Here is a 23,931-nt window from a genome sequence, read left to right as displayed (position 1 = left end):
GACCGCGGCTCAGGCCGGCTTCGGATCGCGCATGGTGCGCCAGATCGACAACAGGCCCGCGAAAATGATCAGGCCCATGCCGGCCCAGGCCAGGGCGTCCAGCTGTTCGCCCCAGAAGCCCATGCCCAGCAAGGCCGCGAAGATGATGGTGCTGTACTGCAGCGCCGCCGTCAGCAGCGCCGACCCCAGGCCGAAGGCGCGGGTCATGGCCAACTGGCCGAACAGGCCCGTCACGCCCACGCCCAGCAGCGACAGGTAGCCGGTCCAGTCGGCGTGTCCCCAGCCCTCGAACAGCAGTCCGGCCAGGCTGGACACGCAAACGGCCACGGAGAAGAACAGCACGGTGCGCCATTCAGGTTCACCAACCCGGCCCAGCTGGCGGATCTGCATCATGGCGATGGCCGACATGGCGCCTGCGGTCATCCCCAACAGGGCGGCCAGCCACTGGTCCTCGTTGATGCTGGGCCGCAGCACCGCGATCACGCCCAGGAACCCCAGCGCCACCGCCACGATGCGCACGGGGTCGCGCTGCGCGCCGCCCCAGCCCAGCATCCAGCAGGCGATGAACAGCGGCGCGGTGTAGTTCAGGCTGGTGGCGGTGGCCAGGGGCAGATGGGCGATGGCGAAAAAGCCCAGCCACATCGAGGTGACGCCGGACAGGTTGCGCCACAGGTGGAGTTTCCAGCTGACGGGAATGATGGACTGGCGGCCGGCGCGGGCCCAGATCAGCAGCAGGATGACCGACGGCAGTCCACGAAACAGAACGACTTGCGGCAGCGAGGCGCCGTGTTCGGTGCCGAGCTTCACGAACGAACCCATGATGGCGAACATGGCGGACGCCAGCAACATCCAGAGTGCCTGCATGGGGGTCTACGCTAAGGGAAAAGTGAAGAGGAATAAGGGAAAGCGATACTATACTCTCCGTCACCGGAAGCGGCGCCGCGAGTCGGGGAACTGGCGGCCCGCAGCAGTGTCGAATCCCGGCATATCCTGCTCGCAGAGGAACACAAAAAACATGAAACGCATTGTCCTGTTCGTCCTGACCAACCTGGCTGTCATGCTGGTGCTGTCGGCCACGCTGCGCATCCTGGGCGTGGACCGCTACATCACCGCCAACGGCCTGAACCTGAACGCCCTGTTGATCTTCTCGGTGGTGGTCGGCTTCACCGGCGCGATCATCTCGCTCCTGATCAGCAAGCCCATGGCCAAATGGAGCACCGGCGCCCAGGTGCTGGACCCGAACTCGCCCCGCAACCAGCGCGAAGCCTGGCTGGTCGACACCGTGCACCAACTGGCCGACCGCGCCGGCATCGGCCGCCCGGAAGTCGCCATCTATGAAGGCGCCCCCAACGCCTTCGCCACCGGCGCCTTCAAGAACGACTCCCTGGTCGCGGTGTCCACCGGCCTCCTGGAAAGCATGAGCGAGGAAGAAGTCGCCGCCGTGCTGGCCCACGAAGTCGCGCACATCGCCAACGGCGACATGGTCACGCTGACGCTGATCCAGGGCGTGGTGAACACCTTCGTCGTGTTCCTGGCCCGCGTGGTCGGCTACTTCATCGACCGCGTGGTGTTCAAGAACGAACGCGGCATCGGCCCGGGCTACTACATCACCGTGCTGGTCTGTGAAATCATCTTCGGCGTGCTGGCCTCGATCATCGTGGCCTGGTTCTCGCGTCAGCGCGAATATCGCGCCGACGCCGGCTCGGCCCACCTGATGGGCGCCCGCGAACCCATGATCCGCGCCCTGGCCCGCCTGGGCGGCCTGGAACCGGGCGAGCTGCCCAAGTCCTTCGAGGCCTCGGGCATCACCGGCAAGGGCGGCCTGGCCGCGATGTTCGCCTCGCACCCGCCGATTCCGGCCCGCATCGCCGCGCTGCAAAATGCACGCGTGATCTAAGCCTTTCGCGCAGACGGGCCGCGCGCCCGTCACCCTGACTCGATGGCCCGCCTGCGCGGGCCATCGTCTTTTCCGGCTCCGTCCAAAAGAAAAACCGCCCCAAGGATGCGAGGCGGGCCCCCCGAGGACGATTGACGATCAGATATTCCTGCTTAAATGGGGTGGGGGCATAACTTCAGGGGCCTGGCGCCGGTCCTGGCCGTATGGATAGACGTGATGTCGAGGGCAGACCATGGCTGAATCGAATACGCACTCCCCGGCCCGCGGAACGGCCAACTGGCTGATTGCCGTGGGCACCTATACGCGGCCGATGCCGCATGTGCATGGCATAGGGCGCGGCATCCACCTGCTGAGTTTCGACTCCGCGACGGCCGCTCTGCGTGAATTGCTGGTGCACAGGCATAGCGTCAATCCCTCTTACCTGTGCCATTCCGCGTCCCTCGGCCTGCTGTATGGCGTGAGCGAGCAGGAAGAAGGCGCCAGCATCGACGTCTACGCGGTCGACGACGCGGCCACGCTGCGGCACTTGCTCAATGTGCCTACCCCTGGCGCCAGCCCTTGCCACATCTGCCTGACCCCTGCGGCGGACCGCCTCTTCGTGTCCAACTATGGCAGCGGCGAACTCCTGAGCTACCGGCTCGACGGACAGGGGTTGCCCATCTCCCCGCCCGACATCATCGTGCGCCATGGCAGCGGTCCGCGCAGCGACCGCCAGGCGAGCCCCCATGTGCATTGCGCCCAGCCGACCCCGTCCGGCGATGCGGTCTACCTGTGTGACTTGGGTACCGACAGCGTCGCCCGCCATGCCCTGCGGGGCGCCACGCTGGATCTGCTCCCGGACCTGCAGCTGCAGATCGGACCAGGTTCCGGGCCGCGCCATCTGCGGCTGAATCCGGCCGGTACCCGCGCCTTCGTGCTCAACGAACTGTCCAATAGCGTGACCGTCGTTCAACTGCCCACGGCACGCAATCCCCGTGCACAGGCGCTCACCCGGATCGGCACGCTGCCCGCTGATTGGCACAACGCCAACTCCGCGTCCGCGCTCTGCCTGCATCCGAGCGGACGCTGGCTCTACGCGACCAACCGCGGCCACGACAGCATCGCGGGATTTCGGCTATTGGAATCCGCCCCGTGGCTCGAGCCGATAGGCTTGTGGCCCGCCGGCGGGCGCACGCCGCGCGACGCCGCCATCCCCCCGGACGGCGGCTTCCTGCTGGTCGCCAGCCAGGACGAACACCGCATTTCCTGCATGCGCATCGACCCGGATAGCGGCCAGCTGCAGCCTGCAGGCGTGCCGTTTGCCATTTCCTCGCCGGCCTGCGTTCTTCCCTTGCTTCGGAAAGGACCCCCAAGGCCATGACATCCGCTCGCCCTCCCGCATCGTCGTCACCCCGCCCCCGTCAGCACTCGACGATGTTCACCGCCAGCCCGCCGCGCGCGGTTTCCTTGTACTTGGTCTTCATGTCGGCGCCGGTTTCGCGCATGGTCTTGATGACGGAATCCAGCGACACGTAGTGCTGGCCGTCGCCGCGCAGCGCCATGCGGGCAGCGTTCACGGCCTTGATGGAGGCCATGGCGTTGCGCTCGATACAGGGAATCTGAACCAGGCCGCCCACGGGGTCGCAGGTCAGGCCCAGGTTGTGCTCCATGCCGATCTCGGCCGCGTTCTCGACCTGTTCGACGGTGCCGCCCAGGGCGGCGGCCAGGCCGCCCGCCGCCATCGAGCAGGCCACGCCGACCTCGCCCTGGCAGCCGACCTCGGCGCCCGACAGCGAGGCGTTGTACTTGTAGAGCAAGCCCACGGCGGCCGCGGTCAGCAGGAAGTCGCGCACGCCTTCGCGGTTGGAACCGGGCACGAAGCGGTCGTAGTAATGCAGCACCGCCGGGATGATGCCGGCCGCGCCGTTGGTCGGCGCCGTCACGACGCGCCCGCCCGCGGCGTTCTCTTCGTTGACCGCCATGGCGTACAGATTGACCCAGTCCATCACGGACAGGGGATCGGACAGGGTGCGCTCGGCGCGCTGGGTCAGGTTGCGGTAGAGCTCGGGCGCGCGGCGGCGCACGCGCAAGGGGCCGGGCAGTTCGCCGTCCGCTTCCGGATAGTTGATGCCGCAGCCGCGCGACACGCAGTCCTGCATGACCTGCCAGATGCGGTCCAGCCCGGCATGCACCTCGGCCTCGTCGCGCCAGGTCAGCTCGTTCTTCATCATCAACTGCGCCACCGACAGGCCGCTCTCGCTGCACATGGCCATCAGTTCTCGACCCATGCGGAACGGGTACGGCAACTGGTCGTGCGCGGCGATGACCTGGCTGTTGGACGCGCCGGCCGTCACCACGAAGCCGCCCCCCACCGACAGGTAGCGGGCCTCGCGCAGCGATTCGCCATTGGCGTCAAAGGCGTGAAACTTCATGCCGTTAGGATGTTCCGCCATGGCTTCGCGGCGGTAGAACATCATGTGTTCCTTTTCGACGAAAGGAACCGGATAGCGTCCCAGCAGCGGCAATTGGCGGCTGGCCCGCACCGACGCGATCATGCCGGCGATGGCGGCGGGGTCGACGGTGTCGGGGGCTTCGCCCATCAGGCCCAGCAGCACGCCCTTGTCGGTGCCGTGGCCCTTGCCCGTGGCGCCCAGCGAGCCGTAGAGCTCGGCGCGCACCGTGGCCACGCTGGACATGAGTCCATCGCGCTCCAGGCCTTGCGCGAACAACAGGGCGGCCCGCATGGGGCCCACCGTATGGGAGCTAGACGGGCCTATGCCTATCTTGAACAGGTCGAATACGGAAACGGCCACGCAAAACTCCATTGCATCTGGGATTGATGAGGCAATGATACGCGTAGGCCAGCCCGCGCGCAGCAGGCCCGGCAAGCGTATGCTGTATTGCGGGGACAGGTTCCCCCGGCAGCGCCGCGCATGCGATCATTACAGAATTATTACTTGTCATAAAAGAATGGAAACACGCCAGGATGTCCGGACTCATTACCCTGCTTGACTTCGCCGGCTACGTCGCCCTGCTCCTCTGGGGCGTGCACATGGTCCAAACAGGCGTACAGCGCGCCTTCGGGGCCGCCCTGGGCGCGGCGTTGGGCAAGGCCCTGGGCACCCGGCTGCGGGCCTTCGCCGCCGGACTGGGCATTACCGCCGCGCTGCAGAGCAGCACCGCCACGGGCCTGATGATCACGGGCTTCGCGGCCGGCGGCGTCGTCGGCCTGGCGCCGGCCCTGGCCGCCATGCTGGGCGCCAACGTCGGCACCACGCTCATCGTCCAGCTGCTGTCCTTCGACCTGACCTCGCTCGCCCCCATCCTGATCCTCGCGGGCGTGTGGATGTTCCGCCGCTACCCGCCCGGCCGCACGCGCGACCTCGGCCGCGTCTTCATCGGCCTGGGGCTGCTGCTGCTATCGCTGCACCAACTGGTCGAACTGTTCCAACCTTTCCAGACCGCGCCCATGCTGGGCATGATCCTGGACGCGCTGTCGACCCAGCCGGTGGCCACCGTGCTGCTGGCAGCCGCCTTCACCTGGGCGGCGCATTCCAGCGTGGCCGTGGTGGTGCTGGTCATGTCGCTGGCCAGCCATCACATGGTGGCGCCGCACGTCGCGTTTGCGCTGGTGCTGGGGGCCAACCTCGGCACCGCCATCAACCCCATGATCGAAGGCGTGACCGGGGACGATCCCGCCGCCCGCCGCCTGCCCCTGGGCAACCTGCTGACGCGGGTGCTGGGCGTGCTGGCCGGCCTGATCCTGCTGCCCTATCTGCAGCCCATGATGAGCGACCTGGCGTCCGACCCGGCCCGCGCGGTGGCCAACTTCCACACCCTGTTCAACGCCGTCATCGCCCTGGTGTTCCTGCCGCTGCTGACGCCCTACGCCGCCCTGCTGACCCGCTGGCTGCCCAAGCGCGCGGATCCGAACGACCCGTCGCGCCCCCAGTACCTGGATGAATGGGCCCATGACGTGCCGGCCGTGGCCCTGGGCAACGCCGCACGCGAAGCTCTGCGCATGGCCGACATGCTGCAGACCCTGTTGCTCTACGCCCGCGCCGGCTTCAAGCGCGACAACCGCCACCGCATGGTGCAGGCGCGCCAGCTGGACGCCGCGCTGGACAAGCTGGAAAACGCCATCACCACCTACCTGGCCACCCTGGACCAGGAGAACATGACGCGCGAGGACATCCAGCGCCTGGACGCCATCCTGGCGTTCACCAGCAATATCGGCCACGCCGGCGACATCGCCAACCACGGTCTGCTCAGCCACATTTCCAAGCTGCGCAAGCAGGGCTGGGTCTTCTCTCCGGAACAGCGCGCCAGCCTGGACGACACGCTGGGCCAGCTCATCGCCAACCAGCGCACCGCCGCCGCCCTGTTCGTCAACGACGACCTGCGCCAGGCCCGTGCGCTGGCAGGAGAAAAGGCCCGCTTCCGCTCGATCGAGACCAATGCGGCGGACACGCACCTGCAGAAGATCAAAGGGGGCGAGGTCGACGCCGCCGAGGTGGGCGCGCTCTACCTGGATATCCTGCGCGACATGAAGGGCATCAACTCCCATCTGGTCGGCGCGGCGGCCTATCCTCTGTTGGCGCGCCACGGCGAACTGCTGCCCAGCCGCTTGCGCGAAGCGGGGAACTGAGCGGAACGAAAAAGCCGACCTTATGTGGTCGGCTTTTTTCAACTGTGCTCCCGGGCAGTTTTCACTGCCCCCCAACATCCTACAAATACCGCTTGAACCACTCCAGCATGCGCTTCCAGCCGTCCTGCGCGGCCTCGGCCTTGTAGCTGGCGCGGTAGTCGGCCAGGAAGGCGTGGTCGGCCTCGGGATACACCACGAACTCCGAGCGCCGGGCGTTGTCGTTGCCGGCGGCCAGCTTGGATTTCATGGTTTCGACGTCGGCCAGCGGGATGCTGGCGTCCTTGCCGCCGTACAGGCCCAGCACCGGCGCGTGCAACTCGTTGACCACGTCGAAGGCAAAGCGCTTGATCAGCGGGCCATGGCCCACGCTGAGCTTGCCGTACCAGGCCACCGCCGCCTTCACGTCGGGATTGTGGGCGGCGTACATCCAGGTCAGGCGGCCGCCCCAGCAAAAGCCGGTCACCGCCACGCGCTTGGGATCGCCGCCATGCGCGGCGGCCCAGGCCACGCTGGCGTCCAGGTCGGCAAAGACCTGCTCGTCCGGCACCTTGCTGACCAGTTCGGCGATGAGTTTCGGGATGTCGGTATAGACCGAGGCGTCGCCCTGGCGCTCGTAGAGATTGGCGGCGACGGCAAGGTAGCCGGCCTTGGCGACCCGGCGGCACAGGTCCTTGATGTGCTCGTGCACGCCGAAGATCTCCTGCACCACCAGCACGATGGGCAGGTCGCGCTTGCCTTCGGGCGCGGCGTAATAGGCGGCGATCGTGCCGTCGGCCACGGGCAGCTTGAAATCCCCGTGGACCAGGCCCTGGGTGTCCGTGTGGATCACGGTGGGCGCGACATTGCCGGCTGCGGCGGAAAAACTCATGAAGAACTCCTGTGTAGGGATGATCAACCAAGCCGGATATCCCGCCAGCGCCTGCATGGCCTCGCGCCGATCCTAATGCCGGTGGCCATGCTCCGCTTGCGGCGCGGCCAGGCCGGCTTCGGCCTCGTGGTCGTGCCCGTGGTGCATGACCGTGGTGACGCTGTAGATCAGCGCCACGCCCACGCCGACCAGCAGCAATTGCGGGACGGCATCGGCCAGGGATACCCGTTCGTGCATCTGCGGCATCAGGTCGGCCACCGAGATATAGAGGAAGCTGCTGGCTGCAACCACCAGGACATACGGCACCCATTGCTGCGCCTGCTGCAGCACGAAGTACCCTATTATGCCGCCCACGGCTGAACACAAGCTGGTGAAGAGGATCAGCGAGAAGGCGCGGCGGCGCGCCAGGCCCGCGTTGAGCAGCACCACGAAGTCGCCCAGCTTGTGCGGCACTTCATGAATGATGATGGACGCCGCCGTCAGCACGCCCAGCAGGGGGTCGGTCAGGAACGCCGCCGCCACCAGCACCCCGTCGCATAGATTGTGCAGGGAGCTGCCGATCAGGATCAGCACGCCGCCGCGGCCCGCCTCGTGGCGGTCATGTCCCTTGTGGTGGTGATGGCCGTCGCCCTCGTGGTGATGGCTGTGGCGCAGCAGCGCGATCTTCTCCAGCACGAAAAACCCGATCAGCGACGCCAGCATCAGGCCGAACAGCACGTGGGCATCGCCCACCCCGGTCTCGAAGGCCTCGGGCAGCAGGTGCAGCAGCGCAACCGACAGCAGCACCCCCACCGACAGGCTGACCATGTGGTGCAGGTATTGCGCGAAGACCTTGTAGGCCAGCCAGCTGGCGACAAGGACGGCGATAAGCCCGCCGGTGACGGTGGCGAGCAAGATCCAGAGCAGCAACATTTTTGGGGGGACGCTTTAAGGCGGAGGGAAGCGAAACATTATATTGTTTCAATACCAAAAACGGAAATGGGCTGCCCGAAGGCAGCCCATGTGTCTTGGGACGGGGTGATTCCGGCCCTAGTGGGCCTGCTCCCAGTTCTTGCCCATGCCGACTTCCGCCACCAGCGGCACGCGCAGTTCCGCAACGTTGCACATGAGGCGCGGCAGCGCTTCCTTGACCAGCTCCAGCTCGGCGTCGGGCGCTTCCAGCACCAGTTCGTCGTGCACCTGCATGATCATGCGCGTCTGCAGCTGTTCGGCTTCCAGCCAGTCCTGCACCGCCACCATGGCCATCTTGATCAGGTCGGCCGCCGTGCCCTGCATGGGCGCGTTGATGGCCGCGCGTTCGGCCGCCTGGCGGCGCGGACCCGAGGCGCCGCGGATTTCCGGCAGCTGCAGGCGGCGCCCGAAGACGGTTTCCACGTAGCCCTGTTCACGCGCGCGGCGGCGGGTATCGTCCATGTACATCGCCACGCCGGGATAGCGGGCGAAATAGCGGTCGATGTAGGCCTGGGCGGCATCGCGCGTGATGCCCAGGTTGGACGCCAGGCCGAACACCCCCATGCCGTAGATCAGGCCGAAGTTGATGGCCTTGGCGGCGCGGCGCTGGTCGGTGGAGACGTCGGCCAGCGCCACGCCGAACACTTCGGAGGCGGTAGCGCGGTGGATGTCCTCGCCCGCCGCGAAGGCGCGCTGCAGGTTGGCGTCGTCCGACACGTGCGCCATGATGCGCAGTTCGATCTGGGAATAGTCCGCCGACAGCAGCATGCCCTGCTCGGCGATGAACGCCTCGCGCACGCGCCGGCCGGCTTCGGTGCGCACCGGAATGTTCTGCAGGTTGGGATCGGACGAGGCCAGGCGGCCGGTGATCACCGCGGCCTGCGAATAGTGCGTGTGCACCCGCCCCGTGTCCGGGTTGATCATGCGCGGCAGCTTGTCCGTATAGGTGGACTTCAGCTTGGACAGGCCGCGGTACTCCAGCAGCACCTGCGGCAGCGGATAGTCCAGCGCCAGCTTGCTCAGCACCTCTTCGTCGGTGGATGGCGCGCCGCTGGCGGTCTTGCGCACCACCGGCAGCTGCATGTGGCCGAACAGGATCTCGCCCAGCTGCTTGGGGGAATTCAGGTTGAAGGGTTGGCCTGCCAACTCATAGGCCTTCTGTTCGAGCTGCAGCATCTCCTGGCCCAGCTTGTGGCTCTGGCGGCCGAGTTCCGCGGCATCCACCTTGACGCCGTTGCGCTCGACCGTGGTCAGCACCGAGGACACCTGCATTTCCAGCAGATAGATGCGGTTCAGGCCTGCGTCGGCGGCCACCATCGGGCGCAGCACCTGGTGCAGTTGCAAGGTGAAGTCCGAATCTTCGGCGGCGTAATGGCCGGCCTTGTCCACCGCCACTTCGTCAAAGCCGATCTGCTTGGCGCCCTTGCCGCAGAGGTCCTCGTAGGACACGCCGCTGCGGCCCAGATAGCGTTGGGCCAGGTCATTCAGGCCCACGCCGCGGTGCGATTCCAGCACATAGGCCTGCAGCATCGTGTCTTCGGCGATGCCGGCCAGCTTGATGCCTTCGTTGGCGAACACGTGCGCGTCGTACTTGGCGTGGTGCAGCAGCTTGGCGCGGGACGCGTCTTCCAGCCAGGGCTTCAGGCGCGCCAGCACCTCGGCCTTGGGCAGCTGCGGCGCATTGTCCGGGCCGCGGTGCGCAACCGGGATGTAGCACGCCACGCCAGGCGCCACCGCCAGCGACATGCCCACCATCCTGGCCTGCATTTCGTCCAGCGAGGTGGTCTCGGTGTCCACCGCGACCAGGGGCGCGTCCTTCAGCTTTTCCATCCAGGCGTCGAACGCGGCCCAATCGGAAATGATCTGATAATCCAGTTCCACCGGCGCGGCCGGCGCCTCGTGCGCGACGCGGGCGTCGCCCGTGGGCACACGCTCGGCGTCGCCAGTCAGATCGCGCAGCCAGGTGCGGAAACCATAGCGTTCATAAAGTTCGGTCAGCGTCGCGTCGTCGCGCGGACGCGGCGTCAGGTCGTCCACGCTGTCCACATGGCCGGCCAGGTCGCAGTCGTACTTCACGGTCAGCAATTGGCGCGTCAGCGGGAAGTTGGGAATGGCCTCGCGCAGGTTGCTGCCCGCCACGCCCTTGACGCCTTCCGCGCCTTCCACCAGCTTGTCTATCGAGCCGAATTCCGTAAGCCATTTGACCGCCGTCTTCGGGCCCACCTTGGTCACGCCGGGAACGTTGTCCACCGCGTCCCCCACCAGCATCAGGTAATCCACGATGCGGTCGGGCGGCACGCCGAACTTGTTGACCACGCCGGGCTCGTCCAGCACTTCGCCGGTCATGGTGTTGACCAGGGTGACGTGGCTGTTGACCAGCTGCGCCAGGTCCTTGTCGCCGGTGGACACGATGGTGTGCACGTCATGCTCGGCGGCGCGCTTGGCCAGGGTGCCGATCACATCGTCGGCCTCGACCCCTTCGATGGCCAGCACCGGCCAGCCCAGCGCGCGCACGGCGCGGTGGATGGGTTCGATCTGCGCGGCCAGGTCTTCAGGCATGGGCGGGCGATGCGACTTGTATTCCGGATAGAGATCATCACGGAAGGTCTTGCCGCGGGCATCGAAAATACATGCGGCATACTCTGCCTTATGATCAGAGACAAGTTTGCGCAGCATATTCACCACGCCGTAAAGCGCCCCCGTGGGTTCGCCTTGCGCGTTGCGCAAATCAGGCATAGCGTGGAAAGCGCGGTACAAGTAACTTGAACCGTCGACCAGTAATAAGGTTTTTTTCATGGTTACAAAGGCAGATATGGCAATAGCTGCGGAAACACCCGCCAACAAACAAATTCCGCTGATTATGTCAGAGATACGGACGGCGGCAGACAAGCTCGCGAACATCGGGCCTGCTGTCAGCGTCTTCGGCAGTGCACGAGTCAGCCGTAATTCCCCCCACTATGAAACCACCGTCGCAATTTCCGCCGCGCTGGCCGACGCCGGTTTCGCGGTGATCGCCGGCGGCGGTCCCGGCATCATGGAGGCAGCCAACAAGGGCGCGTTCGAAGCAGGCGGCACCAGCATCGGTCTGAACATCAGCCTGCCCCACGAAGCGCACAACAACGAATACCAAACCATCAGCCTGTCATTCGAGTATTTTTTCTCGCGCAAGGCAACCTTCTTCATGCACAGCTTCGCCTATGTGGCGATGCCTGGAGGCTTCGGCACCCTGGATGAACTCTTCGAAGCGTTGACGCTCATCCAGACGGGCAAGGTCCCGCCCGCTCCCATCGTGCTGGTGGGCAGCGAGTACTGGTCCGGACTGGTCGAATGGCTGGGCGGCCAGGTGCTGGCCAACGGCATGATAGGCGCGCACGACCTGGATCTCTTCATCATCGAGGACGATCCCATGAAGGTGGTGCGCAAGGTGGTGGAATTCCACGCCAAGGTCATTTCGGACGCGCAGTACGCGCCGTCCCTGCCGGCCTGAAATCGTATGTAACTTGAGGCCCCGCGCCGCCGCCAGGCCGCCCTAAGGCGGCGCCGCCCCCTCGGGGGGCAGCAAGCGCGCAAAGCGCGCGCGGCGTGGGGGCCCCTCTTCCTATTTGCGCATGAACGACGGCAGCACGTCCGCCGGTATCGGGCAGACGTAAGGCTGCCCGCGGCGCGTCTCCATCAGTTCTTCCTTGGCGCGCGCCAGCGCCTCCGGCTGCGTGTACAGATCGGCGGCGGTCGCCGCGATGATCTTGGCCGCGTGCACCATGCCCTTGTGCGCCATGGACATCTTGCCCTGCGCCACCATCTGCCAGGAATGGAACGGCGTGCCGTAGGCGTAGCAGGCGCCCCAGCATTGCGCGGTGGGCGCGACCCAGCTCACGTCGCCCACGTCGGTGGAACCGTAGGTGATCTCGGCTCGGCCGGGCTCGTAGGGCGCCACGCCGGCAAACAGCGGCGTGGGATTGCGCAGCACCGCGCCCAGGTTCTTGCCGGCGTTGTCGATGTCGTCCGCGGAGATCGCGTCCCACATGCGGCGCGCGGCCTGCTGCTCGCCCGCGGTGTAGTCGGGACCCTGCAAGGCCAGCATGTTGGCGTACATGATCTGGTTCAACACGCCGTTGGGGATGTAGTTCGAGCAGGCCTTGTCGAACACGATCTCCAGTTCGCAGCCCGTCATCAGCGCCGCGCCGCGCGCCACGTTCTGCACGCGCTCGTACAGTTCGGCGGCCTGCGAATTGATGGGCGCGCGCACCAGGTACAGCACCTCGGCGCGGGCCTGCACCACGTTGGGCGAAATGCCGCCGCTGTTGGTCACGGCGTAATGCACGCGCGCATCGGGCACCATGTGTTCACGCAGGTAGTTCACGCCCACGTTCATCAGCTCGACCGCGTCCAGCGCGCTGCGGCCCAGGTGCGGCGAATTGGCCGCGTGCGCCGCGACGCCGCGGAAGCGGAAATAAGCCTGGATGTTGGCCAGCGAGGACTGGTGGAAGATGCCGGTGTGCGATGCGGGATGCCAGGTCAACGCCGCGTCCACGTCATCGAACAGGCCGGCACGCGCCATGAAGGTCTTGCCCGAGCCGCCCTCTTCCGCCGGACAGCCGTAGAAGCGGATGGTGCCGGGCAGGCCGTTGGCCTCCAGGAACTCCTTGACCGCCACCGCCGCGAAATGCGCGGCCGTGCCCAGCAGATGGTGGCCGCAGCCGTGGCCGTTGCCGTTCGGCGTCTCCGGCGAAGGCTGGCAGGCGTAGGCGCCGCTTTCCTGGCTCAAGCCGGACAGCGCGTCGTACTCGCCCAGGATGCCGATCACCGGACCGCCGTTGCCGGCCTCCGCCACGAAGGCGGTGGGAATGCCGGCCGCGTCGCGCGTGACGCGAAAGCCGGCTTCCTCCAGCATGGCAATGTGCAGCTCGGCGGACTTGTGCTCGTCGTAGCGCAGTTCGGCCAGGCTCCAGATGCGGTCGCTCAGTTGCGCGTAGCGCTCGCTGCGCGCGTCGATGAACGGCGCAAGTTTATCGATGGCACCCATTGTTTCTCCTGTGGCTGTAATGGCGGGGAAAAAACCGGTCAGGTCACTCGTCGAGCTTGATGCCGGCAGTTTCAATGATTTTGCGGTTGGCGGCCAGCGTCTGCGCGATGCGCTCGGCAAAGGCCTGCGGCGTGCCCGCGTCGGGCTGCGCGCCCATGCCCGCCAGGCGCTGCACCAGCGCGGGATCGGCCAGCGCGCGCACCGCGGCCTGGTTCAGGCGCTGCACCACGGCATCGGGCGTTCCGGCCGGCACGACCAAGCCAAACCAGGTCTGGCCCAGCGCGTTCAGTTGCGGATAACCCAGTTCCGTCATGGTCGGCAGGTCCGGCATGTCGGGCATCCGGGCGGGCGCCGACACGGCGATGGCGCGCAGCTTGCCGGCCTTGACCAGCGATTGCGCGGACGCGTACTGGTCCTGCTGCACCTGCACCTCGCCGCCCACCGCGGCCGTCAGCGCCGGCCCCATGCCGCGGTACGGCACGTGCAGCACATCGACCTTCAGGTCCGCGTTCATCGCCGCCAGGTTCAGGTGGCCGAGCGAACCGACGCCGGGCGAACCATAGGAATACTTGCCCGGATGGGCCCGCAGCTCGGCCAGGAATTGCGCAAAATCCTGCGCCGGAAACGCCGGATTCACCATCCACACGACCGGCACCGTCGCCACCGAGGCCACCGGTTTCAGCTGCGTTTCGGGATTGACGCGCTTGGTGCCGTACAGCAGCGGATTGACGGCCATGGTGCTGACCGTGGCCATGCCCAGCGTGTAGCCGTCGGGTTCGGCCCGGGCCACCGCCTCGGTGCCGAGCAGGCCGCCCGCGCCGGCGCGGTTCTCCACCACCACGCTCTGGCCCAGTTCCTTGCGCAGGCCCTCGGCCACCGCGCGTGCCAGCGCGTCGGTGGACCCGCCGGGCGCGAACGGCACGATCAGCCGCAGGGGCTGGGAGGGATAGGCGTCCTGGGCGGCGGCCAGGGACGAAACACTGAAAGTTACGGCGCATACCAGCGCGTGCAGCAGACGGGACTTCATGGACCAGCCACTCCTGGGGAACGGAAGCGATGTAAGGGATCGCAGCATTGTGTCCAGGGCATATCCTTATTTCAAATACATTAATGCGTGGATATATTCGTGTTTTGAATATCTTTCCTGCCTGCGCCATGGACGTCGCTCCCGCCACCCTGCTGTCCCGCCTGCTCGCCAAGGGGCGCCTGCGCCACCTGCAATTGCTGGCCAGCATCGCCGACCTGGGCAGCATCCAGCAGGCGGCCAGCCATATCGGCCTGAGCCAGCCGGCGGCCACCCATGCGCTGGCCGACATAGAGGATCTGCTGGGCGTGCAGCTATTCGAGCGCCATGCCCGCGGCATGCGCACCACGCGCAGCGGCCAGCTCATGGCGGAGTGCGCCCGCAGCATGCTGACGACGCTGCGCGCCTCCACGGATTCGGTGGCGGCCCTGCGCCAGGGCGCCACGGGCAATCTACGCCTGGGGGCCATCCCGGCAGCCACGGGCGGCCTGCTGGCCGAGCGCCTGCCCGCCTACCTGAACGCGCGCCCGGGATTGCAAGTGGAGGTGGTGGAAGGCAGCCGCGAACAGCTACTGCCCCAGGCCGCCAGCGGCAGCCTGGACATGCTGCTGTGCCGGCGTCCGGAAGCCGTGCCCGCCGGCCTGGAATTCGTGCCGCTGCAGGAGGACGCGGCGGTGATCGTGGCCGCTGCCGGCCACCCGCTGCTGGATGCGGACGGCGCGCCGACGCTGGCGCAAGTGGCGTCCCAACTGTGGATAGAACCCCGCCCGGAACTGGCCATCCATGCGGTGTTCAAGGCCTTCTTCGAACGCGCCGGGGTGGTGCCGCGGCTGTGCAGGCTCAGCAGCGCCGCCCCGCCCATGCCGCTGCTCATCGCCGTCATGCAGGCGCAGCAGGCCCTGGTCATGGTGCCGCAGACCTTGGGCAACTGGTACATGCAGCACGGGCATTTCCAGCGCCTGCGCATCGAATCGCCGGGTTCATTCCAGCCGATCGGCGCGATCGTGCGCGACCAGGGACCTGGCCGCGATTTCCTCGACTGGCTGGCGGCCTGAAAAAACACCCCCGAGCCGCCAGCCAGCCCAGCGGGTCAGCCTATGTCGCCGCCCGCCACGTACATGATCTGCCCGGTAATGTAGGACGCCTCGGGCGCGGCCATGAAGCAGATCGCCGCAGCGACTTCCTCGGCCTGCCCCAGCCGGTCCTGCGGCGTGTCACGCAGGCAGGACGCATACATCTCGCCCACCCAGGCGGTCTCCTGCTCGGACGGCGTCTCCTGGTTGCGCGGGATCGCCCGCACGCCATTGTCCAGCGCACCCGGCGACACGCAATTGACGCGCACGCCGGACTTCGCCAGCTCCAGGGCCATGCAGACGGTGGCGGCGTGCACGCCGCCCTTGGAGGCCGAATACGGCACCCGGTAGATGCCGCGCGTGGCGTTGGAACCCACGTTGACGATGGCGCCCGCGCCCTGCGCCCGCATCACCGGTATGACTTCGCGGCAGGACCACAGCGTCGGCCACAGCGAGCGGTTGACCTCGCGCTGCATCTGCTCGGGCGTGTATTCCCAGAACGGGCGGGTCCAGATCGTGCCGCCCACGTTGTGCACCGACACGTCGATGCGGCCGTTGATTTCCAGCGCCGCGCGCACCATGGACTGCGCGCCCGCATGGGTTTCCAGATCGGCCTGGGCAAAGCTGGCGCGTCCGCCCGCGGCCCGGATTTCCTCGGCCACGGCGGCGCCCTGCTCCTCCGCCCGGTCCACCACGACGACGTGCGCGCCCTCGGCCGCCAGGCGCCGCGCCGTTGCCCGGCCCACGCCCTGCGCGGCGCCGGTCACCAGGGCCACCTGGCCCTCGAAACGTAGATGTGTGCTCATGCTTGTATCGTCCTTTGCGGTATCAATGCGCCGCCGAAAGCGCGCCGTCCGGCCGCGCATGCTTGAGCTTGAGGCTCAGCACCGCCAAAGCCGCAACCGCCAGGGGCATGGCCAGCGCGATGAAGAATCCCGACGGTCCGCCCCAGGCCAGGAAGCTGCCGCCAATGGCCGAACCCGCGATCGCGCCCGCGCGGCCCATGCCGATGGCCCAGCCGGTGGCGGTGGCGCGCAAGGCGGTCGGATAAGCGCCCACGACCAGGTAGTTCAGCGCGATCTGCTGTCCGCCGATGCCGAAGCCGGCCGCGCCAACCAGGATGAAGACCAGCGTCCAGTTGTCGCCGGCCTGGCTCAGGCCGACGGCCACCGCGATGCCCAGCGCGAACATGCCGCCCAGCAGCCGCCGGGTGTTGACGCGCGGCAGCACGAAGGACAGCGGAATCGCACAGATAATGAAGACGGCATTGACGATGACGGTGCCCATGGGCGCCTGCTCGGCGGGCAGGCCCGCGGCCTTCAGCACCGTGGGCAGCCACGACAGCAGCATGAACCACGCCACCCAATTCAGCAGGTACACCGCCCAGATCGCCACCGTCTTGGCGCCGTGGCCGTCCGAGAACAGCGCGCCCACGCCGGCCCGCGCGACGGATTCCTCCGGCACGGTGAACTGCGTGTCCGCGCCCAGCTTGCGGCTCGATATCGCCGACAGGACTCGCGCGATATAGCGCTGGCTTTCCGGATCGCGGCGCGTGGCCTTGAAGTACAGCGACTCGGGCAGCATCACGAAGGCCACGGCCAGCAGGACCAGCGGCGCCAGGCCGCCAACGATGAAGATGCCTTCCCAACCGATCACGGGCAGCATGCGGGCGGCCAGCAGGCCGCCCAGCATGGCGCCCGCCGGCAGGCCCAGCAGCACGCCGGTCATGATGGCGCCGCGCAAACGGGCCGGACCGTACTCGGCGGCCAGCGCCAGCAGCACCGGCGTGCAGCCGCCCATGCCCAGTCCGGCAATGAAGCGCAGCACCAGGATGTGGGTGGTGTCGGTGGCCCAGGCCGTGGCCAGCGTGGACAGGCCGAACAGGGCCAGGCCCAGCATGATGGCCGGACGGCGGCCGATGCGGTCGCCGATCAGGCCCAGGGTCATCGCACCGACCGTCATGCCGACGATGCCGGCGGTCAGAATGGGCGCCAGGGCGCCCGCCTTCAAATCGAAAGCGGCCAGGATCGCGGGTCCGGTAAAGGCGATCGCCTGTGTATCGAAGCCGTCGAAAAGCGCGATCAGAAAGCACAGGATCAGCACGCGCCATTGAAAGGCGCCCAGCCGTTCCTGGTCGATCAGCGTGGGGATCGACCAACTGGAAGTCGCGGTCATGATGGTTGTCTCCATGGCGCGGCCGAACCCGGCCTCGCGCCTGCGGGTTGTTCTAGGTGGTTTGGGGAAAAAATGGCGGCGCCGCTTGCGGGCGCCGCCCAGGCATCGGTCAGGCGGTGGCGCGGTCCATGCGGGCTTGCGGACGGGCCTCGTCGGCGTCCAGCGCCGGCTGCACCACAAAGTCGAAACAGACGCGTGTGAACGGCGCGTTCACGCCCAGGCTCTCATAGCCGGCGGCCGGCGTATTGGGCTGCAGTTCGACCACCAGGCCGTCGCGCGTGGCGAAGGCGAAGTCATCGTCCAGGAAGGTGTCGCCCGGAATGTTGACCTGCGTGGTCAAGGTGCGCTGGCCTTCGGCGGCGACCAGGAAGTGGATGTGGGCCGGCCGGTTGCCATGGCGGCCCAGCGCCACGAACAGTTCGGACGTGGGGCTGTTCGGCGGAATCGCGTAGCCCGGCGGAATGAAGCTGCGGAAGCGGTAGCGGCCTTGCGCGTCGGTCTTGATCTTGCGGCGCAGGTGGTAGTCCGCCTGATCGGGATCGAAGTGCGAATAGCGCCCCAGCTCGTTGGCATGCCAGACGTCCACCAGCGCGCCGGCGACGGGATTGCCATCCACGTCGCGCACCTGCCCTTCCATCACCAGCACCGTGCCGGCTGCGGGATCTTCGTCCAGACGGGCCTCGCCGTCGGACAAGGGCGCGCCCGCGATGTAGAGCGGCCCCTCGATCGCGCGCGGCGTGCCGGCGGCGCGGCCGGCGGCCTCGTCGGCTTCTTCCTCGCGGATGTCGATCAGGCGGTCAAAGCCCAGGCCGGCCGTGATCAATCCCAGCTGGCCGCTGGCGCCCAGGCGCGCCAGCCAGTCCACGCCCGCCCAGAATTCGTCGGGCTTGATGTCGAGATCGTCGATCGCGCGGAACAGGTCCGACACGATGCGCTGCGTGATCTGCCGGACGCGGTCGTTGCCCGGATTGACCTGGGAGCTGTTGACCAGGTCCAGTAGTTGTTGCTGGGTATATTCAGCCATGATGCGTCTCCTGCTTTTTGGAATGATCGGGAAAGTGGTGGGTCAGGTCGCGGCGGTCTCGCCGCGGCGGCCGAAGTCGACCGTGGCGGGCGTCAGGCCAGCCCTTGCGCGGTCAAAGCGTTCCAGCCGTTTTTCGTCAACGACGACGCCAAAGCCGGGGCCGTCGGGAAGATGAAGTTCGAAGTCGCGCACGGCCATGGGCTGCTCGACGATGTCGTCGACCAGCAACTGCGGGCCGAACAGTTCGCAACCGTGGTGCTGGTCGGAAAGCGTGGCGAACACGTGCGCCGATGCCGCGCTTCCCAGCGAGGTTTCCAGCATGGTGCCGCCGTACCAGCCGATGCCGGCGGCTTGCGCCACGGCCGCGACCTCGCGCGTGCGCAGCAGCCCGCCATGCTTGGCGACCTTCAGGGAAAACACATGGCAGGCACGCTGCGAGGCCAGCATGTAGGCGTCCTGCGCGGAGCACACGGTTTCGTCCGCCATGATCAGCGCGGCGGAACCCAGCGACTGCGTCGCTTCGCGCAAGGCCTGCACGTCCCACTTCGCCACGGGCTGTTCGATCAGGGTCACGCCGGCCTCCACCAGCTGCGGCAGATAGCGGCGCGCCGTGTTGCCGTCCCAGGCCTGGTTGACGTCCACCGTCATGTCGGCGCGGCCGTCCAGGCCGCGCGCGATGCGGGTCACGTGCGCCACGTCATCCGCCGGACTGCGCGCGCCGATCTTGAGCTTGAACAGGCGATGGCGGCGCGCCTGCATCATCTGCTCGGCCTCCTCCAGATCGCGCTGCGAATCGCCGCTGGCAAGCGTCCAGGCCAGCGGCAGGCGTTCGATGCGCTTGCCGCCCAGCAACTGCCAGGCCGGCACGCCCAGGCTGCGCGCCACCGCATCGATCAGCGCCATTTCCACCGCGCTCTTGGCAAACGCATTGCCCTTGCAGACGGCATCGAAGCGATTGATGTGTTCGGCGAACCTGCGCGCATCGGTGCCTGTCACAGCGGGAGCCAGGTAATTCTGGATCGCATGCAGGATGGTTTCCGGCGACTCCTCGTTCCAGGACGGTCCGCCTATCGTGGCCGCCTCGCCAAACCCGCAGGCGCCGTTGGCCAGCCACAGCTGCACGATGACCGGGCTTTGCCGGTTGATGGCGCCGAACGAAAACTTGTGCGGCCGGATCGTCGGGATGTCGACGATTCTTGCGTGGATGCGCTCGATGCGCCAGGTGGCGTCGTCTGCCGTGATCGGAGCGGGGGTCGAAACGGATGTCATAAAGCCTGAAGCCCTGCGTGAGTGATGCGGCAAGATTAGGGCTCGGCCGGTTTTGCATCCAATGATTTATATTGCATTTATCATTCGATATCATCGAACAATATACTTGTAGTCATCGGCCGCCAAGACCGGCTGGTCGCCAGGAGTCTCTCGATGGAACTGCGCCAGTTGCGCTACTTTCTCAGCGTCGCCGACACCGAGCACCTGACCCGCTCGGCCGACGCCCTGCACGTCACGCAATCCACCCTGTCGCACGGCCTGCGGCAACTGGAAGAAGAACTCGGCATGCCCTTGTTCGACCGCATCGGCCGGGGGCTGCGCCTGTCGCAGGCGGGCCGGGTGCTGCGCGACCACGCCAGCCGGGCGCTACAGGAAATCGAAGCCGGCAAGATGGCCCTGGCGGATCTGGCCGGCCTGCAGGCGGGGTCCCTGACCATAGGCGTCATTCCCACCTTCCTGACCCATTTCGTGCCGGACGCGGTGGCCGGATTCAGCCTGGCCTTTCCCAAGGTCCAGATTCAGGTGCGCGATCTGCGGGCAGGCCCCATCGAAGACCTGCTGGTCAGCGGCCAGTTGGACCTGGGCATTTCCTTCCATCCGGCGCTGCGCGAAGAAATCGAGGCGCAACCCCTGTTCGACGAGCGCCTGCAGGTGGTGGTCGGCAAGAACCACCCGCTGGCCTCGCGGCGCAGCCTGCGCATGCGCGATCTCGCGGGCGTGCCGCTGGCGCTGCTGCCGCGCAGCTTCGCCACGCGCCGCATGATAGACGCGGCCTGCGCCCAGGCGGGCCTGATGCCCGACGTGCGGGTGGAAATGGAGTCGGTGGACGCCCTGATCCACCTGTGCCGGCAAGGTGAGCTGGCCACCATCGCCGCCGAACATGCGGCGGGCGCGGCCGGATCGGGGCTCAAGAGCATCGCGCTCACCGACCCGACCACCATCCGCCGCGCGGCCATCCTGTGGCGCAAGGAAGCCTCGCGCAGCCGCGCCGCGCAAGAGTTCGCCGCCCGGCTGCTGGATGCGGTACAGCGCCTGCCCGGCGCGGCGGCCGCTTCCAGCCACTGAGGTTCTAGCTCTGCAAATCTCGGTGGGCGTTCCCGTCCCAGATGGTGCGCAGCACCGCGCCCACGGCATCGTTGCTGTTCCTCGCGGCCATAAGATCCCTCAGCCGTTCCATCAGGGCGGGCTGTTCAGGCATGTTGGCGGAAGGCAGGCCGGGCGCGCGCAGGCGGGCCATGCCGGCCCCCAATGCGGATTCATTCAGGCAGGCCAGCCACGCCCGAAGCGACGTGTGCGACCGAGTAAGGAACAGCGCGGCGCGGCGCCGGGCAAAAAAAACGCAGCCCACGGGCTGCGTTTTTCTGATGTCACGCGCAGCAAGGCTGCGCGCAATTATCAGACGGCGGATTCGCGCGCGGCGCGCTTGCGCTCGTTTTCCAGCAGGAAACGCTTGCGCAGGCGGATCGACTTGGGCGTGATTTCCACGAGTTCGTCGTCGTCGATGAATTCCACGGCGTACTCCAGCGACATCTGGATCGGCGGAACCAGGCGCACGGCTTCGTCGGTGCCCGAAGCGCGCACGTTGGTCAGCTGCTTGCCCTTGATGGGGTTCACGACCAGGTCGTTGTCGCGGCTGTGGATGCCGATGATCATGCCTTCGTACAGCGCATCGCCCGGGCTCACGAACATGCGGCCGCGATCCTGCAGCTTCCACAGGGCGTAGGCCACGGCGTCGCCGTGATCCTGGCTGATCAGCACGCCGTTGCGGCGCTCGCCGATCGAGCCTTCCTTGATGGGCGCGTATTCATGGAAGATGTGGCTCATCAAGCCGGTGCCGCGCGTCAGCGTCAGGAACTCGTTCTGGAAGCCGATCAGGCCGCGGGCCGGGATCAGGTACTCCAGGCGGGTACGGCCGCGGCCGTCCGGCTGCATGTCCTGCAGGTCGCCCTTGCGGCGGCCCAGTTCTTCCATCACGCCGCCCTGGTGGGCGTCTTCGACGTCGACGGTCAGCGATTCGAACGGCTCGCACTTCACGCCGTCGATATCCTTGAACACCACGCGCGGGCGCGACACGGCCAGCTCGTAGCCTTCGCGGCGCATCGTTTCCAGCAGAATGGTCAGGTGCAGTTCACCGCGGCCCGACACTTCGAACACCGTGTCGTCGCCCGTGTCGCGCACGCGCAGCGCCACGTTGGACTTCAGTTCGCGGTCCAGGCGGTCGCGCAGCTGGCGGCTGGTCACGAACTTGCCTTCGCGGCCGGCCAACGGCGAGGTGTTCACCATGAAGTTCATGGTCAGGGTGGGCTCGTCGATGCGCAGCATCGGGAACACGTCCTGGTTGGCGGTGTCGGTCACCGTGCAGCCGATGCCCAGTTCTTCGATGCCGTTGATCAGCACGATGTCGCCGGCTTCGGCTTCGTCCACGACGATGCGCTCCAGGCCGTGGAACTTCAGCACCTGGTTGATGCGGCCGCGGCCGCCCTGGCCTTCGGGACCGAACTTGTAAGCCACTTCCATGCCGGGACGCATGCGGCCGCGGTTGATGCGGCCCACGCCGATCTTGCCGACGTAGCTGTTGTAGTCCAGCGAGATGATCTGCATCTGCAGCGGACCGTTGGGATCGTCGTCGCGCTGCGGCACGTGTTCGAGGATGGCTTCGAACAGCGGACGCATGTTGCCTTCGCGCACGTCAGGATTCAGGCCGGCGTAGCCCGACAGGCCCGAGGCGTAGATCACCGGGAAGTCCAGCTGCTCGTCGGTGGCGCCCAGCTTGTCGAACAGGTCGAAGGTGGCGTTGATGACGAAATCGGTGCGGGCGCCCGGACGGTCGACCTTGTTGACCACGACGATGGGCTTCAGGCCCAGGGCCAGCGCCTTGCGGGTCACGAAGATGGTCTGGGGCATGGGGCCTTCAACCGCATCCACCAGCAGCAGCACGCCGTCGACCATGGACAGCACGCGCTCGACTTCGCCGCCGAAGTCCGCGTGTCCCGGGGTGTCGATGATGTTGATGTGCGTGCCTTCGTATTCGACGGCACAGTTCTTGGCCAGAATCGTAATGCCGCGTTCTTTTTCCAGGTCGTTCGAGTCCATGACCCGTTCGGTCAGCGCCTGGTTTTCGCGGAAGGTGCCGGATTGGCGCAGCAGCTGGTCGACCAGGGTGGTTTTACCGTGGTCCACGTGGGCGATGATGGCGACGTTGCGCAAGGCGCGAGTCATAGCGAGTCCTTTAAGGTCAGGGTGGAGGGCAGCAAGCCCTCCGGCAATTCGTTCAATGCAAGCAATGCCTGCTTGGGGTCTGGCATGGCCTGCAAGGCATCCAGCGCAACGGCGCGTTCCAGGGAAAACGGCCCGACGTGCGTGCGCCGCAGCGCCGTCAGGTGGGCGTAACAGCCCAGCACGCGCCCGATGTCCTGGGCCAGCGTCCGGATGTATGTGCCTTTACTGCATGCCACATCGATCTCTGCCTCGGTCCCGTTCAGGGACAGCAGTTCGATGCGGTGAATCGTGATCTGGCGCGGCGGCCGTTCCAGCTCGATGCCGGCGCGCGCGTACTCGTACAAGGGCTTGCCGTCGCGCTTGAGCGCCGAATACATGGGCGGAATCTGCTCGATCGTGCCCGAGAAACGTGACAGCGCGTCGCGCAGCGCCTGCTCATCCACGGTAAAGCCCGGCTCGGCGGTGGACACGACATTGCCGGTCAGGTCGCCAGAATCGGTTTCGGAGCCAAATTGCAGCGTAGCGCGATATGCCTTGTCGGCGTTGAGCATCGCGCCGGAAATCTTGGTTGCGCGTCCCATGCAGCACACCAGCAGGCCGGTGGCAAAGGGATCCAGCGTGCCGGTGTGGCCGGCTTTCGCCGCGTCCATGGCGCGTTTCGCGCGTTGCAGGGCGTGGTTACTCGACAAACCCACGGGTTTGTCGAGCAACAGCACACCGTCGAGCGTAAGCCCGCGTCGTTTAGCCATCGTCGGAATCCGGTTTAAAGCAGTGACGACAG

The 23,931-nt window shown here is 66.9% G+C and carries 20 protein-coding genes; 6 read left to right on the top strand and 14 right to left on the bottom strand.

Annotated features, from left to right (window positions below):
- Nucleotides 1-9 precede the first annotated feature (9 nt).
- Nucleotides 10-864, bottom strand: coding sequence for a DMT family transporter (locus tag N5C88_RS03495; RefSeq protein WP_054451009.1), 855 nt, complete (start codon nucleotides 862-864; stop codon nucleotides 10-12).
- 151 nt (nucleotides 865-1,015) lie between these two features.
- Between N5C88_RS03495 and htpX the strand changes: the two genes are divergently transcribed.
- Nucleotides 1,016-1,897, top strand: coding sequence for a protease HtpX (gene htpX / locus N5C88_RS03490; RefSeq protein WP_013392481.1), 882 nt, complete (start codon nucleotides 1,016-1,018; stop codon nucleotides 1,895-1,897).
- A gap of 232 nt (nucleotides 1,898-2,129) precedes the next feature.
- Nucleotides 2,130-3,257, top strand: coding sequence for a lactonase family protein (locus N5C88_RS03485; RefSeq protein WP_280014694.1), 1,128 nt, complete (start codon nucleotides 2,130-2,132; stop codon nucleotides 3,255-3,257).
- Between the two features lie 40 nt (nucleotides 3,258-3,297).
- Here N5C88_RS03485 and N5C88_RS03480 read toward each other — a convergent pair whose 3' ends face one another.
- Nucleotides 3,298-4,689 (bottom strand): L-serine ammonia-lyase, encoded by a 1,392-nt coding sequence (locus tag N5C88_RS03480; protein WP_059379339.1) that lies wholly within the window; start codon nucleotides 4,687-4,689, stop codon nucleotides 3,298-3,300.
- Nucleotides 4,690-4,862: 173 nt separating this feature from the next.
- Between N5C88_RS03480 and N5C88_RS03475 the strand changes: the two genes are divergently transcribed.
- Nucleotides 4,863-6,524 (top strand): Na/Pi cotransporter family protein, encoded by a 1,662-nt coding sequence (locus tag N5C88_RS03475; protein WP_059379264.1) that lies wholly within the window; start codon nucleotides 4,863-4,865, stop codon nucleotides 6,522-6,524.
- A 79-nt stretch (nucleotides 6,525-6,603) separates the two neighbouring features.
- Here the strand turns inward: N5C88_RS03475 and N5C88_RS03470 are convergent, their stop codons facing one another.
- The 3 genes from N5C88_RS03470 to polA form a co-directional block, all read right to left on the bottom strand.
- Nucleotides 6,604-7,392 (bottom strand): dienelactone hydrolase family protein, encoded by a 789-nt coding sequence (locus N5C88_RS03470; protein ID WP_088139343.1) that lies wholly within the window; start codon nucleotides 7,390-7,392, stop codon nucleotides 6,604-6,606.
- 72 nt (nucleotides 7,393-7,464) lie between these two features.
- On the bottom strand, nucleotides 7,465-8,304 hold the full coding sequence (locus tag N5C88_RS03465) for a ZIP family metal transporter (protein WP_059379265.1): 840 nt from the start codon (nucleotides 8,302-8,304) through the stop codon (nucleotides 7,465-7,467).
- 117 nt (nucleotides 8,305-8,421) lie between these two features.
- Nucleotides 8,422-11,139: a DNA polymerase I gene (polA, locus tag N5C88_RS03460; RefSeq protein WP_280014693.1), complete on the bottom strand. Its 2,718-nt coding sequence runs from the start codon at nucleotides 11,137-11,139 to the stop codon at nucleotides 8,422-8,424.
- A gap of 64 nt (nucleotides 11,140-11,203) precedes the next feature.
- On the opposite strand from polA, the gene N5C88_RS03455 reads away from it, so the two are divergent.
- Nucleotides 11,204-11,830: a TIGR00730 family Rossman fold protein gene (locus tag N5C88_RS03455; RefSeq protein WP_059379267.1), complete on the top strand. Its 627-nt coding sequence runs from the start codon at nucleotides 11,204-11,206 to the stop codon at nucleotides 11,828-11,830.
- A 111-nt stretch (nucleotides 11,831-11,941) separates the two neighbouring features.
- Here N5C88_RS03455 and N5C88_RS03450 read toward each other — a convergent pair whose 3' ends face one another.
- Nucleotides 11,942-13,366 (bottom strand): M20 family metallopeptidase, encoded by a 1,425-nt coding sequence (locus N5C88_RS03450; protein WP_280014692.1) that lies wholly within the window; start codon nucleotides 13,364-13,366, stop codon nucleotides 11,942-11,944.
- Nucleotides 13,367-13,409: 43 nt separating this feature from the next.
- Nucleotides 13,410-14,393, bottom strand: coding sequence for a tripartite tricarboxylate transporter substrate-binding protein (locus tag N5C88_RS03445; RefSeq protein WP_118934812.1), 984 nt, complete (start codon nucleotides 14,391-14,393; stop codon nucleotides 13,410-13,412).
- 104 nt (nucleotides 14,394-14,497) lie between these two features.
- On the opposite strand from N5C88_RS03445, the gene N5C88_RS03440 reads away from it, so the two are divergent.
- A complete protein-coding gene (locus N5C88_RS03440) occupies nucleotides 14,498-15,445 on the top strand; it encodes a LysR substrate-binding domain-containing protein (RefSeq protein WP_251877218.1) in 948 nt (315 codons plus the stop codon).
- Nucleotides 15,446-15,480: 35 nt separating this feature from the next.
- On the opposite strand, the gene N5C88_RS03435 is transcribed toward N5C88_RS03440, so the two are convergent.
- From N5C88_RS03435 to N5C88_RS03420, 4 genes are all read right to left on the bottom strand, one after another.
- Nucleotides 15,481-16,269, bottom strand: a complete 789-nt coding sequence (locus tag N5C88_RS03435; RefSeq protein WP_059379271.1) for a 1,6-dihydroxycyclohexa-2,4-diene-1-carboxylate dehydrogenase — start codon at nucleotides 16,267-16,269, stop codon at nucleotides 15,481-15,483.
- Between the two features lie 22 nt (nucleotides 16,270-16,291).
- On the bottom strand, nucleotides 16,292-17,638 hold the full coding sequence (locus N5C88_RS03430) for an MFS transporter (RefSeq protein WP_280014691.1): 1,347 nt from the start codon (nucleotides 17,636-17,638) through the stop codon (nucleotides 16,292-16,294).
- A gap of 109 nt (nucleotides 17,639-17,747) precedes the next feature.
- Nucleotides 17,748-18,662 (bottom strand): dioxygenase, encoded by a 915-nt coding sequence (locus tag N5C88_RS03425; RefSeq protein WP_280014690.1) that lies wholly within the window; start codon nucleotides 18,660-18,662, stop codon nucleotides 17,748-17,750.
- A gap of 42 nt (nucleotides 18,663-18,704) precedes the next feature.
- Nucleotides 18,705-19,931, bottom strand: a complete 1,227-nt coding sequence (locus tag N5C88_RS03420) for a muconate cycloisomerase family protein (RefSeq protein ID WP_280014689.1) — start codon at nucleotides 19,929-19,931, stop codon at nucleotides 18,705-18,707.
- Nucleotides 19,932-20,084: 153 nt separating this feature from the next.
- Here N5C88_RS03420 and cynR point away from each other — a divergent pair, with 153 nt between their 5' ends.
- Nucleotides 20,085-20,996, top strand: coding sequence for a transcriptional regulator CynR (gene cynR, locus N5C88_RS03415; RefSeq protein WP_059379275.1), 912 nt, complete (start codon nucleotides 20,085-20,087; stop codon nucleotides 20,994-20,996).
- 4 nt (nucleotides 20,997-21,000) lie between these two features.
- Here the strand turns inward: cynR and N5C88_RS03410 are convergent, their stop codons facing one another.
- From N5C88_RS03410 to truB, 3 genes are all read right to left on the bottom strand, one after another.
- Nucleotides 21,001-21,168, bottom strand: a complete 168-nt coding sequence (locus N5C88_RS03410; RefSeq protein ID WP_223283508.1) for a hypothetical protein — start codon at nucleotides 21,166-21,168, stop codon at nucleotides 21,001-21,003.
- Nucleotides 21,169-21,326: 158 nt separating this feature from the next.
- Nucleotides 21,327-23,150 (bottom strand): translational GTPase TypA, encoded by a 1,824-nt coding sequence (typA, locus tag N5C88_RS03405; RefSeq protein ID WP_059379277.1) that lies wholly within the window; start codon nucleotides 23,148-23,150, stop codon nucleotides 21,327-21,329.
- Nucleotides 23,147-23,899 carry a tRNA pseudouridine(55) synthase TruB gene (gene truB / locus N5C88_RS03400; protein WP_059379278.1) on the bottom strand — a complete coding sequence of 251 codons (753 nt, stop codon included), beginning with the start codon at nucleotides 23,897-23,899 and terminating at the stop codon, nucleotides 23,147-23,149. The genes typA and truB overlap by 4 nt, the downstream gene beginning before the upstream one ends.
- Nucleotides 23,900-23,931 lie beyond the last annotated feature (32 nt).

This window comes from Achromobacter sp. GD03932, from assembly GCF_029839485.1.
Lineage (GTDB): Bacteria > Pseudomonadota > Gammaproteobacteria > Burkholderiales > Burkholderiaceae_B > Achromobacter > Achromobacter bronchisepticus_A.
This window is presented reverse-complemented; position numbering and strand designations above follow the sequence as displayed.